Below are 15,212 nucleotides of genomic sequence, written 5' to 3' on the forward strand. Positions count from 1 at the left end.
TTACCTTAAACACTCTCACCGTCACTGATATGAATACCAAGATCACAACGACCCGATGCAAGATGCGGCTTAAGCGTCAACGCCGGGATTTCGTAATCGCCGTGATTCTGGCGACGAAATGGCAAGGGTTGATCACTGAAGAGCCCATCCAAGCGAGCGGCATAAGCCGTGCAAATGGATTGGAACCGGGCGGTGTCCATCTTGCTGGTTTTATAGATTGGGAAGGCCGGCATGACCGTGAAGCCAGGATAGAAAAGCACCCCATGCTGGATAGGAAATAGCAGGTCATCCAACGCGCCGTTCACCCCTCGGCCACTATAGTGGGATTCCCAACCGCCCATTGTGACCACCAACATGGCGCGCTTGCCTGTCATGCTGCCTTCGCCGTAGCGATCGCCCCAGTGGCTTTCGCTATGTTCGCCGACCCCATAGGCAAACCCGTAAGCGTAGACGCGTTCGATCCAGCCCTTGAGAATCGCGGGCATCGAGAACCACCACAGCGGAAATTGAAAGATGACGGCATCGGCCCAGCGCAATTTGGCCTGCTCTGCCTGGATGTCCGCCGGTTGGCTTTCAGCGGCAAATACACGCTGGGATTCAAGCGCTGGGTTGAAAGGCGTTTCTGCGTCATACCCTGGGGCGTCGTCAGGATCGAGGGATGCTTTCCACTGCATGCCGTAGAGATCTGAGACTTCGACCTCGTGGCCTGCTGCTTCCAGGTGAGTGATTGCAAAATCCTTGAGCGCGCCATTGAGCGAACGAGGTTCGGGGTGGGCGTAGATCAGCAGTATTTTCATGAGGGGCTCCGCGTTGAATGTGTCCCTCAGCGTAAGCATGCATCCGCTATGATAGAAATGAATTCCCGAAACACATGGTATTTGCATGCACAATAGCTTGCGCCGTCTGGATCTTAATTTGCTGGTCACATTGGACGCCTTGCTGGCGGAGCAAAATGTGACGCGGGCAGCGCGCTTGCTCAATCTCGCGCAACCGACCGTCAGCCTGCAACTGGGCAGGCTGAGAGATCTTCTTGATGATCCGCTTTTGCTGCCTTGCCCCCGAGGGATGTCGCCCACCGAGCGAGCTCGCGAATTGCAGGGGCCCCTGCGTGACGCGTTGGCCGCGCTGGAAAGCGCACTGAGTCCTGTTGCCGCTTTTGAACCCGGACGGTCCCATCAAACGTGGAAGATCGCTGCCAGTGATTATGCGACGACTGCCTTGATCTGGCCGTCGCTCTCGCGGCTCAGGCGCCTGGCGCCGTACACGCGGTTGGCGCTTGTGAATAAACCGACTGTCGACTTTGCCAAGGATCTGGAGAACGGCCTTATCGATCTGGCGCTGCACACCCGCGATGAAGCGCCGCCCAAGTTGCGCCAGCGTTCCTTGATTCACGAACGCTATGTGCTGGCGGCGCGGCGCGGCCATCCCGCTCTGGCAAACAGGCTGTCGCTCAAAGCGTTCTGCGCGCTTGAACATGCCGTCATGTCAGCTGATGGCGCCGGCTTCGTTGGCAGTACCGACCACGCGCTGGCAGCTGAAGGTCTGGAGCGGCGAGTGGTATTGTCCGTGTCCAATTTCAACTCGCTGGTCTCGGCATTGGTGCACAGCGATTTGGTTGCGGTGGTGCCGGAACGGCTGGTGAAACATGAGCCAGCGCTTCACGTCCAGGCACCTCCGCTCGCCATTCCCGGGTTTGAAATGCTGATGTTATGGCCCGAGCGACTGCATCGCGATCCTGCCCATATGTGGCTGCGCGACCTTATTGCTTCGACGTTGGAAACAACCGGCTCGCAGAAATAAATGGACCGGACCATGAAACGATGACGACGAACCCCCTGCCCCCGTGTCCCGTTAATAATGTCCAATTTACTCCAAGGAAGAAGCTAATGTCCTCCGATCCCCTATGCCTGGTTTTCGTACCCGCCCTTGCAGCTGTACTCACAGCAGCCGAGTCCAAAAAAGGCGCCCCACTCACCGAACTCGAAGTCTGCAACATCCGAGACCAAGCCACCTGCATTGCAGTAACCTTTGCCACCGCGCTGGCTATGGAACAAGAGCGGGGCTACGCGGATATCGTTGCTGAGGATTGCTGGAATGAGTGGCAACGGTTACGTCGCTCGATTCAACAAAGCCCACGTTGAGGGGCTGCCACCTCAGCCATTGAACACCCCGCCTGGAGCCTTTTATGCCACCCACCTCACGTGACGACGCCCGTATTGAGCGTCGTCTCATCGCCACCCTGACCGAAGCCTGTGAAACCGCCAAAACTGAAATCCCGGGCTTCGCCTGGCTGACCCACACCGTCGACTATCGCGCCTTTCCCCAAAGCTTGCGCGTGATCTGGATTTTCGACTGCCGCGCCAGCCAGGAACACGCCCTCTCAACGGGAGCAGACAAACGCATGCGTGACCTGACCGCCGCCGCCCTGAACGACGCCGGCGTACACGTCCCCCATATGGCCCGCTGCGTCAGTTTCGACTCCGAAGAAGAATGCCGCCTCCGGCATGGCGGCGACTGGCGCCTGCGCCTGGCCAAGGTACACACGACCAACGCGCCTGCGAGCCATCGATGACCCACTGCCGCGGACTCATTCTCGACAGCACCCGAGAGGACATCCGGACAGGTCATCTTGCAAACTGGAAGTCAGCTACGCCCGGAGTAACGGGTTGCTTTCGGCCAAAGCTGACACCGCTGTAATGGTTCGTTTAGCTAAATTAACGTGCGTATATGTTGAGCTGCTCAGGAAACAACTTCTCGGAAAGAGGATGTGGACCGCCAAGAATGTCTATCTCGATGCAATCAACCTTAGTGCCGGACAAAACCAGTTTTGGCCTCGTCGTCGACGCAGGTGCATACCCATCCAGGATGAGCCCCGTTGTTTGAATGCCAAGGGGTGAACCGCGACAGTCGGAAACTGCCGCGGTCGGTTTACGTTTTAGCGATTAGCGTCGGCCAGGCCAACCTCAATGAAGCGCACGGAACTCTCCATTGCCTGCTGACCTTCTGGCAGCATGGTGGCGTAGAAGTGCCAGGCATGGAACATCGCAGGCCATACTTCCAGGTTGACGCGAACGCGGTTATCAGCCAAATGAGTTGCAAGATGCATCGCGTCACTCAACATCAGCTCGTTCTCGCCGATCTGCACCAGAATTGGCGGAAGTCCAGTGACGTCCGCGAACACAGGAGAGGCCAGAGGATGATTGGCCAATGTGTCGCCCAAGAACGCCCTGGCCAGAATATCCAGGACAGGCTTGGAGTTCAGAGGATCCAAACCTTCACGATTGCTCATGGAAGCACCGGTGTGTTCAAGGTTTGCCCATGGCGAAATGGAAGCGCCAACCGCAGGCAATGGAAGTCCTTTGGATTTGGCCGCCACCATCACGCTGACAACCATCGCGCCGCCAGCTGACTCGCCAGAGAATGCAATCTTATTAGCCGGGATTTTCTGCTCAAGCAACCACTCGTAGGCGCGCAATGTGTCGTCAATAGAGGCTGGGAACTTGTGTTCAGGGGCAAGGCGGTAGTCCGGCATGTACACCCGAGCACCAAGCATCTTTGCGTAGTTGCCGCCGATGCCGTGATAGCCGTCTGGACGCCCAACAATGTAAGCCCCTCCGTGGATGTACATCACTACTGCGTCGCTTTTGATCTCGTCCGGAGTGACCAGTGTGCCTGGCACTCCACCCATGTCGACTGCTTCAAATTTGACGCCAGCAGGCGCTGGATTTAGCGCGAGCATTTTTGCGTAGGAGTCGCGGATGTCGCTCATCTTTGTGGTGGTATCGATTCCCTTAAGAACGGGTACCAGATCGCTAAGGCTGTTAGCCCAGGTTTGGACGGCTGCTTGTACTTGAATGTTCATAATGACCTCAATTGATCGCTGGGCAACGGAATGGCTAATTGAGATATTATTCTCATAATTGGGGAATAGGGTTCCCCATAGCCGGGTGCTAAGCCACCCGAACGTTGACGTCCAGAGGTCCCATGGAACTCCATAACCTGAACGATATTGCAGCGTTTGTAAGCTCGGTAAACGCTGGGAGCTTCACTGCGGCGGCCAAGCAACTTGGCCTTACTCGCTCGGCAGTGGGGAAGTCCATAGTCAGGCTTGAGGCTCGATTACAAGTACGTTTGCTGAATCGCACCACTCGTAGTTTGAGCATGACGGATGACGGCCAGGTTCTTTATGAGCGCTGCGTGGGCGTTCTTCAGGATCTGGACGATGTGGAGGATGCCCTTGCGTTTCGTCGTTCGACACCCAGTGGACGACTGCGGATGAGCCTGCCAGTTGCGTTGGGCAGACTTCATGTCCTTCAGCACATTGAGTGCTGTCTGAAGGATTGGCCATCCTTGAGCGTGGATATCACCTTTTCCGACAGGCTGGTCGACCTGATTGATGAGGGATTTGACTTGGCCATGCGCATCGGGCCTCCCAAGGAAGACTCTCGGTTGCTCACGCGCACCGTGGCCTACCAACAAATGATTACCTGCGCTTCACCCAAGTATCTGGCTGAGCATGCCCCCCCAAAAACGCCCGAAGATCTCTTCGAGCATCAGTGCCTGCATTTCGTAAGCGGCGGGAGACTGCTTCCCTGGAATTTTCGAGTGAACGGTCGCTCTTTGCCAATTACTCATGGTGGAAGGCTACAGATGGACAGTGCTGAGTCATTGCACCAGTCAGCTGTCGCAGGCCTGGGTATCGCGACTCTTCCTTCCTATGTGGTTAACGACGATTTGAGAAGTGGCAAGCTCGTTCAATTGCTCGCCGGATATGCAGAGGCCGCAGAGCCTATTCGGGTGATCTACCCTAGCAAGCGGCACCTCTCTCCAAAAATTCGACTCTTCATCGATAAACTTGTGGAGGCTTGGTCGCCTTTTCCACCATGGGAGCATAATCCGGCGAAAGGTACTCCTCTGTCTGCCCCCTGAGCGAAGCGCATGTATCTGGTCGGTCCGCGGCTTATACGCCGTAAATTCATCTCACACCGGCTTCGACTTCAGACTTTGGGCACGAATTCGGAGTAGCCAAGTTTTTGATAGAAGCCGGGGGCCTGAAAGCTGAAGGTCTCCAGCCAGATACCGGTGCAGTGCTTTTTCTGCGCGACTTCTTCGGCCATGGGCATTAGCCGTTCACCAATACCCTGACCACGCATCGACTCGGGAACACTGACAAGATCGATGAGCAGCCATCGATAAGAGACCTTGCCGTACAGTCCGCCAATGACTTAGTTACTGTCAGGGTCTCGTAGCAACAGAGCAAATGTTTCATGGGCGTCGTCTCCACCGTTGGCCAGGTTATGGGCCAGCAACGGGGTCAAAATTCCTAGTCGTTCTGCTTCAGTCGCATTTTCCGAAAGCTGGATTTCTACAGGCAACCCATTCGAGATATCCATATGAAACCCATTCCGACAATCGATAACGTATTACGCGTCGCGTTGGTGACAGGATCCACTTCCGGTATCGGCGCAGCCATTGCGCGTGTACTAAGCCGGGCAGGCTATGCGGTGGTGCTCCATTCGCGAAATTCTGCTGATACGGGACGCGCTATGGTTGCCGAAATGAAGCAGGCTATTTACGTGCAAGCCGATCTTGCTTTCGAAGCTGACAGGGTCAGGCTTATTAACGAGGCGATCGCTGCGTGGGGGCAGCTCGACGTATTGGTCAATAATGCCGGTATTAGCAGAGTCATTCCGCACAACGACCTTGCCGCGGCCAACTCGACGGTGTGGCACGAACTTAACGAGGTTAATGTCGTGGCGCCGTTCCACCTGGTCGCATTGGCCGAGTCGGCATTGCGCGATGCCGCCCGTTACCGTCGAGCCGGTTGCGTCGTAAACATCAGTTCCCATGCCGGCATCCGTCCTAAGGGCGCATCGATTCCCTATGCGGTAAGCAAAGCTGCGCTTAATCACATGACCCGCTTGCTCGCGGTATCGCTGGGGCCAGAAATTCGCGTAAACGCTGTGGCGCCTGGCTTGGTCGACACGCCTCTGACCGCAGAATGGACAGATGCCCAAGAGTTGTGGCGAACTCGCGCACCTATGCGCAGGGCCGCTAGCCCAGACGACATCGCAAAAGCTGTTGTAATGCTGGTCGAGTCGGACTACTTGACCGGCGAGATACTCCTCTCAGACGGCGGGTTGAATCTGACCTAGGCGAGCGTGCTCCGGTGTAGCAGGTGAGAAGACGAGCCACTCTGTAATCAAGTTAGCCAATGCATCGTGATCGCTGGGAGGGAACTTGGCACCGAAAGCTATTCTGTTCGATCTGGACAACACACTCACTCATCGCGCGCTCAGCATTGACCGCTATGCCGAGCGATTTCTGCATGAGTTCAAGACTCAAATCGCTGAAGCAGACATCCGTCAGATCTCTCATCTGATCGCGCGCACCGACAACGGTGGGTATCTGCGACCGGAATCTGAATATTCTTCCATCCGCGAGGCGGTTGGGTACACGCTAGCCCAGGAGCTGAAGTGGACTGGGCCAGTCGATCCCAAGCGATTAATTACACACTGGATGAATCACTTCCCGAGCGCTGCGGTTGAAATGCCAGGCGCTGGCGCGATGGTTCAAGCACTTCATCGCAAGGGTATTGCCATGGGCGTCATCTCCAACGGCGCCGAGCATTCGCGACGGCGGACTTTGGCGGCACTACCTTTCGGCGAAACCATTGAAACCATGATTTGCTCCGAGGCGTGCGGCATCGCGAAACCGACGCCTGAGATATTCCATCTGGGAGCGCAGGCGTTGGGAGTTCGTCCTGAGCATTGCTGGTTTGTCGGTGATCACCCACAGAACGATTACCTGGGAGCTACAGCAGCCGGAATGCTTGCCGTCTGGTTGAGTGGATTCCATCCATGGCCAGCGAGCATAACGCCAGCGGAGCGTTCCATTAAAACATTGGAAGGACTCCTGGACATGCTTACAACCTAGCAACGGTCCGGCGCTTACATCCGGTGATGCTCCACCAAAAAGTCCACAAACAACCGCACCCGCGCCGGCATTGCCGAGCCCCCTACGAACACCGCATGAATCGGTTCCCGATCACCTGGGTTCCAGGCTTCCAGCAGCGGTATCAGGTCGCCGCGCTGCAGGTCCTCGCTCACGGTGAACTCGCCGATGCGCGCAATACCGGCACCTACTCGCGCAAGTTGCGCCAGCGCTTCACCACTGCTGCATTCGATGTTGCCGCTGACCTTCAGGGAGAACTCTCGTCCGTCGCGGATGAACGGCCAGTTGGGTTCGGCACGTCGGAAGTTGAAGCGTAGGCAATTGTGCCGGAGCAGGTCTTCCGGTTCCTCGGGGGTGCCGTGGCGCCGCAGATAGTCGGGCGATGCCACCACTACCTGGCCGGTATCGCCGATCCTGCGCGCGGTCAGTGGGCTGTCGGGCAGATGGCCAAAGCGTACCGCTACGTCGGCCTGGCCGCCGAGAATGTCGACCACTTCGTCGCCGAGGGTGAGGTCGACGACGATGTTCGGGTAGCGGGCGCTGAACGCTGCCACCAAGGGAACGATGGCCAGCCGCCCATGGCCAAGGGCGGCGCTGACGCGCAAGCGACCCCTGGGTACGCCCTGGTCGGCGATAGCTTCTTCGACCTCGGCCATGTCGGCCAGGATACGCCGGGCGCCGCGCAGGAACGCCTCGCCCTCGGCGGTGAAGGTGATCGCTCGGGTGGTGCGCAGCAACAGGCGGGTGCCAAGGCGTTGTTCGGTACGCGCGATGATCCGACTGACCGCCGAGGGTGTCAGCCCCAATGCACGCGCGGCGGCTGAAAGGCTGCCTTCTTGCGCCACGGTGGCGAACACGCTCATTTCACCTGATCTGCCGCTGAAGTCCATTTGTGCCTCTTACGCAAAGGTGATTGCCAAAAATGCTATCTACCGCCTGAAAAAGTTGGATCGTAGCATTGGCGGCATAGATAAGGAGCCTTCCATGCGTATCAATCCACCACTTGTCGCACTCGCCATTGGTGCCTTCGGCATCGGCGTTACCGAGTTCGCCCCCATGGGCATGTTGCCGGGCATCGCTGCGGATCTCGGCGTCTCCATTCCCGCTGCGGGTCTGTTGGTCAGCGCTTACGCCCTGGGCGTTCTGCTCGGCGCGCCGCTGATGACCCTGACCACCGGCAGGATTCCCCGGCGCTATCTGCTGATCGGACTCATGGCGATTTTCACCTTGGGTAATCTGATGTCAGCCTTGGCGACCGATTACTACAGCCTCATGGTCGCCAGGGTGGTGACCTCACTGAACCACGGTGCGTTCTTTGGCGTTGGTTCCATCGTAGCCGCCAGTGTGGTCGCCCCAGAGAAGCGTGCTGGGGCGGTCGCGGCCATGTTCATGGGTCTGACCCTGGCGACCATCGGCGGCGTGCCGCTGGCCGCCTGGTTTGGCGAACTGTTCGGCTGGCGCACCGCTTTCTGGGGTATTACCGGCCTAGGCGTGGCGACCATGGCCGCGTTGTGGTTCGCCCTGCCCAACCTGCCGGCGCCGCAAGGCGTCGGTGTACTGGCCGAAATTCGGGTACTGGGCCGCGGACCGGTGCTGGGAGCGTTGGCCCTGACCGTCGTCGGCTCGGGTGCCATGTTTACCGTCTTCACCTACATCGCGCCGATCCTCAGCAGCGAGACCCATGCGTCCACAGCCTACATCACGGCCATGCTGGTGCTGTTCGGTGTGGGGTTGACGCTGGGCAACATGTGGGGCGGCAAGGCCGCCGACCGCTCGATAGACCGCACCCTGATCGTTTCGCTGAGCGTGCTGATTCTTGTCTTGCTGGCGTTCACCGTACTGATGCGTTGGCCGCTGCCGGCCGCCGTGGCCATCCTGATATGGGGTATCGCCAGCTTCGCCCTGGTGCCGCCGCTGCAGATGCGCGTCATGGAAGCAGCCAAGGACGCGCCCAACCTGGCCTCGGCGGTGAACATCGGCGCCTTCAACCTCGGTAACGCGATTGGTGCGGCGCTCGGGGGTGCGGTGATCAATGCCGGGCTGGGTTATCCGGCGATCTCCCTGGCCGGGGCGGCAATGGCGGGGTTGGGGCTGCTGATGGTGTTGGCTTTTGCCTGGCGTTCCAGAGCGATTGCGGCTGCGGTGGTGTGAGGATGATGTGAGGGGGGGTGTTAGTCGCCATTGAGGCGCTCAAGCAGCCCCTTTGAAATGACAATCAAGCCCTGCGCTTGGCGCAATACTCCAGCATGAGCTGAGTGACCGCTGCCACAATCGTCTGATCCGCATCGGGCGAGGTGAACAGCCGACATTGGGCATCCGGCAAATTCGGCAACCCATGTTCTACCCCAATGACCGCCAATCCTTGCCCCAACTGACTCAGTGGCATGGGCGCTACCGCGAAGCCTGCCAAGGCCGACGCTCGCAACCCGGCCGTGCTGCTGCACAACATCACTGTGCGTTGGGCGATCCCCGCCTGCGCCAGCCTTGTCAGCGCGGCCTCGCGATAAGGGCACGGCTCGGGGAACAGGGCCAGCGGCAACGGCGTGGGTAACCGCGCAACGGGTTGCGCCGACCAGGCCCACACCAGCGGCTCTTGCCATAGCAACAGCCCTGCTTCGCTGGTTTCGCACAGCGAACCAATGACCACCTCCAGATGCCCTTGCTTCATCAGCGCCAGTAACGTCCCCGGAATGTTCACCTGCACCTCGATCTCCATCCCGGGGTACTGCGCTGCAAAATCCTGAACAGTGCGCAGTAATCGAGCCTCGACAAAATCTTCGGACACTCCGATCCGCAGCCGTCCATGAAACGGCGTGCGTGTCAGGTCTGTCCAGGCATCACGGTTCAACGCAAGGATCGTGCGCGCGTAAGAGACCAGGCGCTCGCCATCGGCCGTCAGTTGCTGGGAACGGGTGGTGCGCGTCAACAGGGGTTTACCAATCTGTTCTTCCAATCGCCGCACGTGGCCACTGACGGCAGATTGAGTCAGGTGCAGCTTCTGGGCGGCGCGGCTGAAGCCGTCTTCATCGACGACCGTGACCAATGTCTTGAGCAGCAGAGCATCGAACATAGTTTTATACGTGATCAATTGAGCTTTAATTTACGATTTATATTTCAATTACAACTATGTTGCAATGCTCCCACCTGCCCTGCCTTCCCCTCATTCAAGGTGTGTCATGACGACTCTTCTCCACATTCAGTGTTCTCCACGCAAGCACCGCTCGGCTTCCCTTGAAGTCGCGCGCAGCTTCATTGCGCGTTATCAAGCAAACACCCCGGACACCGAAATCATCACCCTCGACCTCTGGAACATGGCCCTGCCGGAATTCGATGATCTGGCCATGGAGGCTAAATACGCCGGGCTCAATGGCACGCCGTTGACTACCGCACAACAAGAGGCCTGGAACACGTTAGAAGCGTTGGCAAGTCACCTGCACCGCGCGGATGTACTCGTGATGTCCGTACCGCTGTGGAATTTCAGCATCCCGTACAAACTCAAGCACTTCATCGATCTGGTATCGCAGAAAGACATCCTGTTCAGCGTTGACCCGCAACGCGGTCTGGAAGGCATGCTGCACAATAAACTCGCCGTGGTGATGTACGCCCGCGGCCTGGATTTTTCGGCGCAGTCGATCACACCGGCGGAGCGCTTCGACTTCCAGAAACCCTACGTGGAAGCCTGGCTGAAATTTATCGGCATCACGGATGTGCATTCGGTGATTGTGGAGAAAACCATCCTGGGAGAAGACGTCGATCGGCACGCACGTGAGGCCGCGACTCAGCAGGCCAGGAACCTGGCAGACAGCTTTATCAGCACCTGATGATCGATGAGAAGAAGGCAGAAGATCCGGCGTGTGGGCATTTGAAGGATTGGCTGGTTGCTCAGTTCAAGTAAAGTCAACGAACTTAACCTTGCCTGACAATATCGACCGAGATCTCCACCGCCGCAATCGTGCCTCTGTTCTCAAGCCAGTGCGTGGTGTTCCTGTCCTCGGGCCAGCCCACTCCCGGCCCGTAATCCGTGGCGACGCCATTTCGATGGTCAGTGATCGTTCCTTGCAGAATGTAGACGGTGCCTGGTCTGTCGACATGGTTGTGAATCGGCCCGAAGACGCCTCCAGGCTCGATGGTCACCCTGCGCATCCTGAGTTGGCGCCCGGCCATACCCTCGATCTCAGGCCCCAGGTCAATCGTCGACAGTAACGTCACCGTCACCCCTTTCGTCTCAGGCGCCACCTGTTCGTTGCTCATCGCGCGCTCCCAACTTTACTTACAGGGCCTAACTGGAAGTAAAGACCCTGAAAGGTGTGATCCGTTGGAAGGCGACAAAGGGTCGATTGCCGGCCTTCGCGACAGGCCGTTGTAGACCCAGGCTGTGTAAAAACGTATCCCTGCTTTTTGACCTATGTATCAAAATCCCAATCTGACACCTCCCACTACTGCGCAACCGCAAAACCGAACGTGTGCTCTTGCAGGCTCGTTTTGATCAACGCGGCCAGTTGCCGGATGGCCGGCGTCGGGTCTTCTCCACTGCTGTGAAGCACATAGCCAAGGCTTGGTACGGCCGGCAAGCCGGAAACGACAGCGAGATGACTCGGCAGCCCAATGCGAGTTCGCAGCGTCAAGCCCAAACCGGCGGCGACGGCCGCCCAGATACTCGCGACACTGGGGCTGGTCAGGGCGATTCGCCAGGGAATTTTCGCGGCATCCAGTGCCTGTGTGGCAGCGCTACGCAATACGCAAGGCGCGTCGAACATGATCAATGGCAGCGGTGAGTCAGCAAGGCGGGTAAGTGACGGCATGTCACGAGCCCCGATCCAGTGCATCTGCGTTTCGCCCAGCCGCGTGGCATAGGGCGACATATGCCCTGTGTCCCATGTCAGGGCCAAGTCCAGGCCAGCACTTTCGACCAACGCAAGCAGTTCGGCGTTACGCGCGATCCTGACCTCGAGAATCACCATCGGGTAAGTCTGGACGAAGCGTCGAAGGATCTCGCTCAGTAAATGTTCCCCAAAGTCTTCTTGAAGCCCGAGGCGAATTGTCCCCGCGGTTTGGCTTTCATGCAGGGTCTGGAAAATGCCGTCGTTCAGTTCCAGCAACCGACGGGCATGACTGAGCAGTGATTCACCTGCGGGCGTCAAGACTAACCCTCGACCGGATCTGGCCAGTACCGGAGTACCGATCTGCTCCTCAAGTTTCTTCAATTGAGCGCTCACGGCAGAAGTCGATCGACCGAGACGATCCGCCGCTTTGGCAAAGCTGTTGAACTCCACGCCGGTGACGAAAGTACGCAATACATCAAGATCGAAGGTCGGACGGCGCATTGAATAGTCCACTAATTTGGGATGATCTCCTCTATTAAATCTGATATTCGGAACTATCGCGACTTGATAGTTTTCCCCCTGTCGCTTTAGCCATAGGGGTAACTGTCATGCCGTTTTCACGTATTTCACTGCACCGGGGAAAGTCGGCCGAGTATCTACAAGCATTGTCCCAAGGGCTGCACGATGCCTTGGTTGATAGCTTCGAGGTGCCGAAGACCGATCGCTTCCAGGTCATCCACCAACATGAAGTGGGCGAGTTGATATTTGATCCCGACTACCTGGGTGGACCGCGTAGCCATGACTTTGTGCTGATCACGATTACCGCTGGCCGCCCTCGAAGCGTCGAGACGAAACAGTGTTTCTACCGCGACCTGGTCGAGAAACTGAGGCGAGCTCCAGGTCTCGACGCGGAGGATGTAATGGTGGTGATCACCACTACGGCCAGCGATGAATGGTCGTTTGGTGGTGGCCGGGGCAACTAGCCTTCAAGTTTGTGCGGGGTACGACGGCCATCGTGGATGACTGTACGGTGGCGGTACACCCTGCGCACCGCCTACTCCAACCGCAACAAACTTTATCGCTTAGATGAATCCTGTGATACTTAATGCGAATTACTCTCACACGCATTAGCATCTAAGGATCTATCCATGTCGACTTGTGCCACCCCGCCACGTCACTTCACCCCTGCCCGCAATCTTCTGGCCATGGCAATTTGCATGGCCACCCTCGCCCCAGCCTTTGCCGATGACAACAGCACCACCCCACCCGCCACCCTGGAACTAGACGCAACCGAGGTCTCCGGGAGCGGCCAACTGGGGAGTACCACGGAAGGCACCGAGTCCTACACCACCGGCGCGATGTCGACCGCGACCAAACTCCCGCTGACGATGCGTGAAACCCCACAAGCCGTCACCGTCATTACGCGCCAGCGCATGGATGACCAGGTGATGACCGACATCAACGACGTGGTCAAGGCGACGCCCGGTTTGTTCCTGGACTTTTCCTCTGGTCCTGGTCGGCAGATCTACAAGGCACGCGGTTTTGAAATCGACAACTTGATGTATGACGGCATCCCGAGTGGCTACAACGGCGTTAACGTTGGCGCCCAGCCTAACTTGGCCATGTTCGATCGAGTCGAGGTGGTGCGCGGTGCCACCGGCCTGGTGACAGGTGCAGGCAACCCTTCGGCCGCCATCAACCTGATCCGCAAGCGGCCATTGGCCGAGCAGAAAGTCACCCTGACCGGTGCGGCCGGCAGCTGGGACGACTACCGCGGCGAGGTCGATGCCTCCAGCCCGCTCAACGACAGTGGCACGCTGCGCGGCCGGGTCGTGACCTCTAACCAGGCCGCCAACAGCTTCATCGACAATGTCGAGGAGGACCACGGCCTGTTCTATGCCGTCACCGAAGCGGACCTGAGCAAAGACACCACCCTGACCCTGGGATTTTCCCATCAGAAGGACAAGACCAATTACTTCTGGGGCTCTTCGATGATCGGCCAGGACGGCCATCATCTGGACCTGCCACGTTCCTACAATCCGGGGACGGATTGGGAGAACAAGGATCAGGAGATCAACACCGTATTCGCCGAAGTCCGTCATCGCCTGGCCAACGACTGGAACGTTCAGGTCAACGCCAACTACTCCGAACAGAACGCGTTGTTCTCCGGCTCTTACCAATCGCGCTGGGTCAACAACACACTGGCCCGCACGGTCTACCAGGCCGACTTCGATGAAAACCAGGCCGGAGTAGACGCATTCGCCAGCGGGCCCTTCGAGGCGTTCGGACGCAGCCATGAACTGGTGGTGGGCGCCAGCAAGCGCATCTACGACATGACCACCCACAACTACAGCCCGTACGACACCAACTGGCCGTTCAATGCGGGTAAACCGGACTTCGTCCACACCAACAACCAGCGCGAAGTGACCACTCAGGATGGCGTCTACCTCACCACACGCCTGAGCCTGGCCGACCCGTTGAAGCTGATCCTCGGCGGGCGCCTGGACTGGTACGACTACGATAACCGGGATGGCGATGGCGACTACAAGGTCACCCGTAACCTCACCCGTTACGCCGGCTTGATCTACGACCTGGACGAGCATCACTCGGTCTACGTCAGCTACAGCGATATCTTCACGCCGCAGAGCTCCAAGGATACTTCCGGTAGCCCGGTCAAGCCGATCATCGGCAAGAACTACGAGGTCGGCATCAAGGGCGAATATTTTGATGGCGCGCTGAATGCGAGCGTGGCGCTGTTCCGCGTCGACAAGGAAAACCGCGCCGTGCAACTGTTTACAGCAAACTGCCCACAGGCAACCTGCTACGAAGCCTCCGGCGAGATTCGCAGCCAGGGTATCGACTTCGAACTGCAAGGCGCCTTGACCGAAAACTGGCAAGTCGGCGGTGGCTACACCTACGCACGAACACACACTATCAAGGACGCCGCCAACCCGCAGAACGTAAACAAACAGTTCGACACCGACACGCCGGAGCATCTGTTCAAGCTGACCACCAGCTACCACTTCCAGGGCCCGCTGGAAAAACTGCGCGTGGGCGGCAACGTCTCCTGGCAGAGCCGCATGTACAACGACATCCTGCTGGCTGATGGCAGCAAATACCGCCTCGAACAGGGCAGCTACGCGATCACCGACCTGATGGCCGGCTACCGGGTCAGCCAGAACCTGGACTTGCAGGTCAACGCCAACAACATCTTCGACCGCAGGTACTACTCGACCATCGCCAACTCCGTGAGCTATGGCGGTGACTCCTACGGCAACCCTCGCAATATGATGCTGACCGCCAAGTACAGCTTCTAGAAAGCAGAAAAAAGGGGACGTAACTTGGAGCGTCCCCTTTTCAACCCATAGCAATGCACTTGCGACCATCCTCATGGTCTACCGGAAGCCGCAAATTTCACCTCCCGCACACATCTGC

Annotated in this window: 16 protein-coding genes and 1 pseudogene; 10 read left to right on the forward strand and 7 right to left on the reverse strand. The window is 58.1% G+C overall.

Features of this window, described 5'->3' with window-relative positions; translation table 11 throughout:
• Window positions 1–5 precede the first annotated feature (5 nt).
• A complete protein-coding gene (locus KGA89_RS19135; RefSeq protein ID WP_223472280.1) occupies window positions 6–797 on the reverse strand; it encodes an NAD(P)H-dependent oxidoreductase in 792 nt (263 codons plus the stop codon).
• Window positions 798–882: 85 nt separating this feature from the next.
• Here KGA89_RS19135 and KGA89_RS19140 point away from each other — a divergent pair, with 85 nt between their 5' ends.
• The 3 genes from KGA89_RS19140 (at window position 883) to KGA89_RS19150 (ending at window position 2,572) form a co-directional block, all read left to right on the forward strand.
• Entirely contained in the window at window positions 883–1,800 is a 918-nt protein-coding gene (locus tag KGA89_RS19140) for a LysR family transcriptional regulator (protein ID WP_223472281.1), read from the forward strand.
• 86 nt (window positions 1,801–1,886) lie between these two features.
• Window positions 1,887–2,141 (forward strand): hypothetical protein, encoded by a 255-nt coding sequence (locus KGA89_RS19145; RefSeq protein WP_100264056.1) that lies wholly within the window; start codon window positions 1,887–1,889, stop codon window positions 2,139–2,141.
• A 44-nt stretch (window positions 2,142–2,185) separates the two neighbouring features.
• Complete coding sequence (locus KGA89_RS19150; RefSeq protein WP_223472282.1) at window positions 2,186–2,572, forward strand: hypothetical protein; 387 nt, start codon at window positions 2,186–2,188, stop codon at window positions 2,570–2,572.
• A gap of 363 nt (window positions 2,573–2,935) precedes the next feature.
• On the opposite strand, the gene KGA89_RS19155 is transcribed toward KGA89_RS19150, so the two are convergent.
• A complete protein-coding gene (locus KGA89_RS19155; RefSeq protein WP_027913173.1) occupies window positions 2,936–3,862 on the reverse strand; it encodes an alpha/beta hydrolase in 927 nt (308 codons plus the stop codon).
• Between the two features lie 122 nt (window positions 3,863–3,984).
• On the opposite strand from KGA89_RS19155, the gene KGA89_RS19160 reads away from it, so the two are divergent.
• Complete coding sequence (locus tag KGA89_RS19160) at window positions 3,985–4,929, forward strand: LysR family transcriptional regulator (protein WP_223472283.1); 945 nt, start codon at window positions 3,985–3,987, stop codon at window positions 4,927–4,929.
• 68 nt (window positions 4,930–4,997) lie between these two features.
• Here the strand turns inward: KGA89_RS19160 and KGA89_RS19165 are convergent.
• Window positions 4,998–5,375, reverse strand: a pseudogene (locus tag KGA89_RS19165) (GNAT family N-acetyltransferase).
• 18 nt (window positions 5,376–5,393) lie between these two features.
• On the opposite strand from KGA89_RS19165, the gene KGA89_RS19170 reads away from it, so the two are divergent.
• Together KGA89_RS19170 and KGA89_RS19175 are read left to right on the forward strand one after the other, a co-directional pair.
• Complete coding sequence (locus tag KGA89_RS19170; RefSeq protein ID WP_223472284.1) at window positions 5,394–6,155, forward strand: SDR family NAD(P)-dependent oxidoreductase; 762 nt, start codon at window positions 5,394–5,396, stop codon at window positions 6,153–6,155.
• 85 nt (window positions 6,156–6,240) lie between these two features.
• A complete protein-coding gene (locus KGA89_RS19175) occupies window positions 6,241–6,936 on the forward strand; it encodes an HAD family hydrolase (RefSeq protein ID WP_223472285.1) in 696 nt (231 codons plus the stop codon).
• Window positions 6,937–6,950: 14 nt separating this feature from the next.
• On the opposite strand, the gene KGA89_RS19180 is transcribed toward KGA89_RS19175, so the two are convergent.
• Window positions 6,951–7,844: a LysR family transcriptional regulator gene (locus tag KGA89_RS19180; RefSeq protein ID WP_027913169.1), complete on the reverse strand. Its 894-nt coding sequence runs from the start codon at window positions 7,842–7,844 to the stop codon at window positions 6,951–6,953.
• Window positions 7,845–7,938: 94 nt separating this feature from the next.
• Between KGA89_RS19180 and KGA89_RS19185 the strand changes: the two genes are divergently transcribed.
• Complete coding sequence (locus KGA89_RS19185; protein ID WP_003203142.1) at window positions 7,939–9,105, forward strand: MFS transporter; 1,167 nt, start codon at window positions 7,939–7,941, stop codon at window positions 9,103–9,105.
• Window positions 9,106–9,169: 64 nt separating this feature from the next.
• Here KGA89_RS19185 and KGA89_RS19190 read toward each other — a convergent pair whose 3' ends face one another.
• Window positions 9,170–10,024: a LysR substrate-binding domain-containing protein gene (locus KGA89_RS19190; protein ID WP_013693657.1), complete on the reverse strand. Its 855-nt coding sequence runs from the start codon at window positions 10,022–10,024 to the stop codon at window positions 9,170–9,172.
• A gap of 106 nt (window positions 10,025–10,130) precedes the next feature.
• Here KGA89_RS19190 and KGA89_RS19195 point away from each other — a divergent pair, with 106 nt between their 5' ends.
• Complete coding sequence (locus KGA89_RS19195; RefSeq protein WP_013693658.1) at window positions 10,131–10,775, forward strand: FMN-dependent NADH-azoreductase; 645 nt, start codon at window positions 10,131–10,133, stop codon at window positions 10,773–10,775.
• An 85-nt stretch (window positions 10,776–10,860) separates the two neighbouring features.
• On the opposite strand, the gene KGA89_RS19200 is transcribed toward KGA89_RS19195, so the two are convergent.
• Entirely contained in the window at window positions 10,861–11,205 is a 345-nt protein-coding gene (locus tag KGA89_RS19200) for a cupin domain-containing protein (protein WP_013693659.1), read from the reverse strand.
• A gap of 185 nt (window positions 11,206–11,390) precedes the next feature.
• Window positions 11,391–12,278, reverse strand: a complete 888-nt coding sequence (locus KGA89_RS19205; protein ID WP_028237310.1) for a LysR substrate-binding domain-containing protein — start codon at window positions 12,276–12,278, stop codon at window positions 11,391–11,393.
• Window positions 12,279–12,385: 107 nt separating this feature from the next.
• Between KGA89_RS19205 and KGA89_RS19210 the strand changes: the two genes are divergently transcribed.
• Both KGA89_RS19210 and KGA89_RS19215 read left to right on the forward strand, forming a co-directional pair.
• Window positions 12,386–12,760, forward strand: a complete 375-nt coding sequence (locus tag KGA89_RS19210) for a tautomerase family protein (RefSeq protein WP_223472286.1) — start codon at window positions 12,386–12,388, stop codon at window positions 12,758–12,760.
• A gap of 165 nt (window positions 12,761–12,925) precedes the next feature.
• Window positions 12,926–15,094 (forward strand): TonB-dependent siderophore receptor, encoded by a 2,169-nt coding sequence (locus KGA89_RS19215; RefSeq protein WP_223472287.1) that lies wholly within the window; start codon window positions 12,926–12,928, stop codon window positions 15,092–15,094.
• Window positions 15,095–15,212 lie beyond the last annotated feature (118 nt).

The sequence above is a fragment of the Pseudomonas sp. A-RE-22 genome (assembly GCF_019956035.1).
Classification (GTDB): Bacteria; Pseudomonadota; Gammaproteobacteria; order Pseudomonadales; family Pseudomonadaceae; genus Aquipseudomonas; species Aquipseudomonas brassicacearum.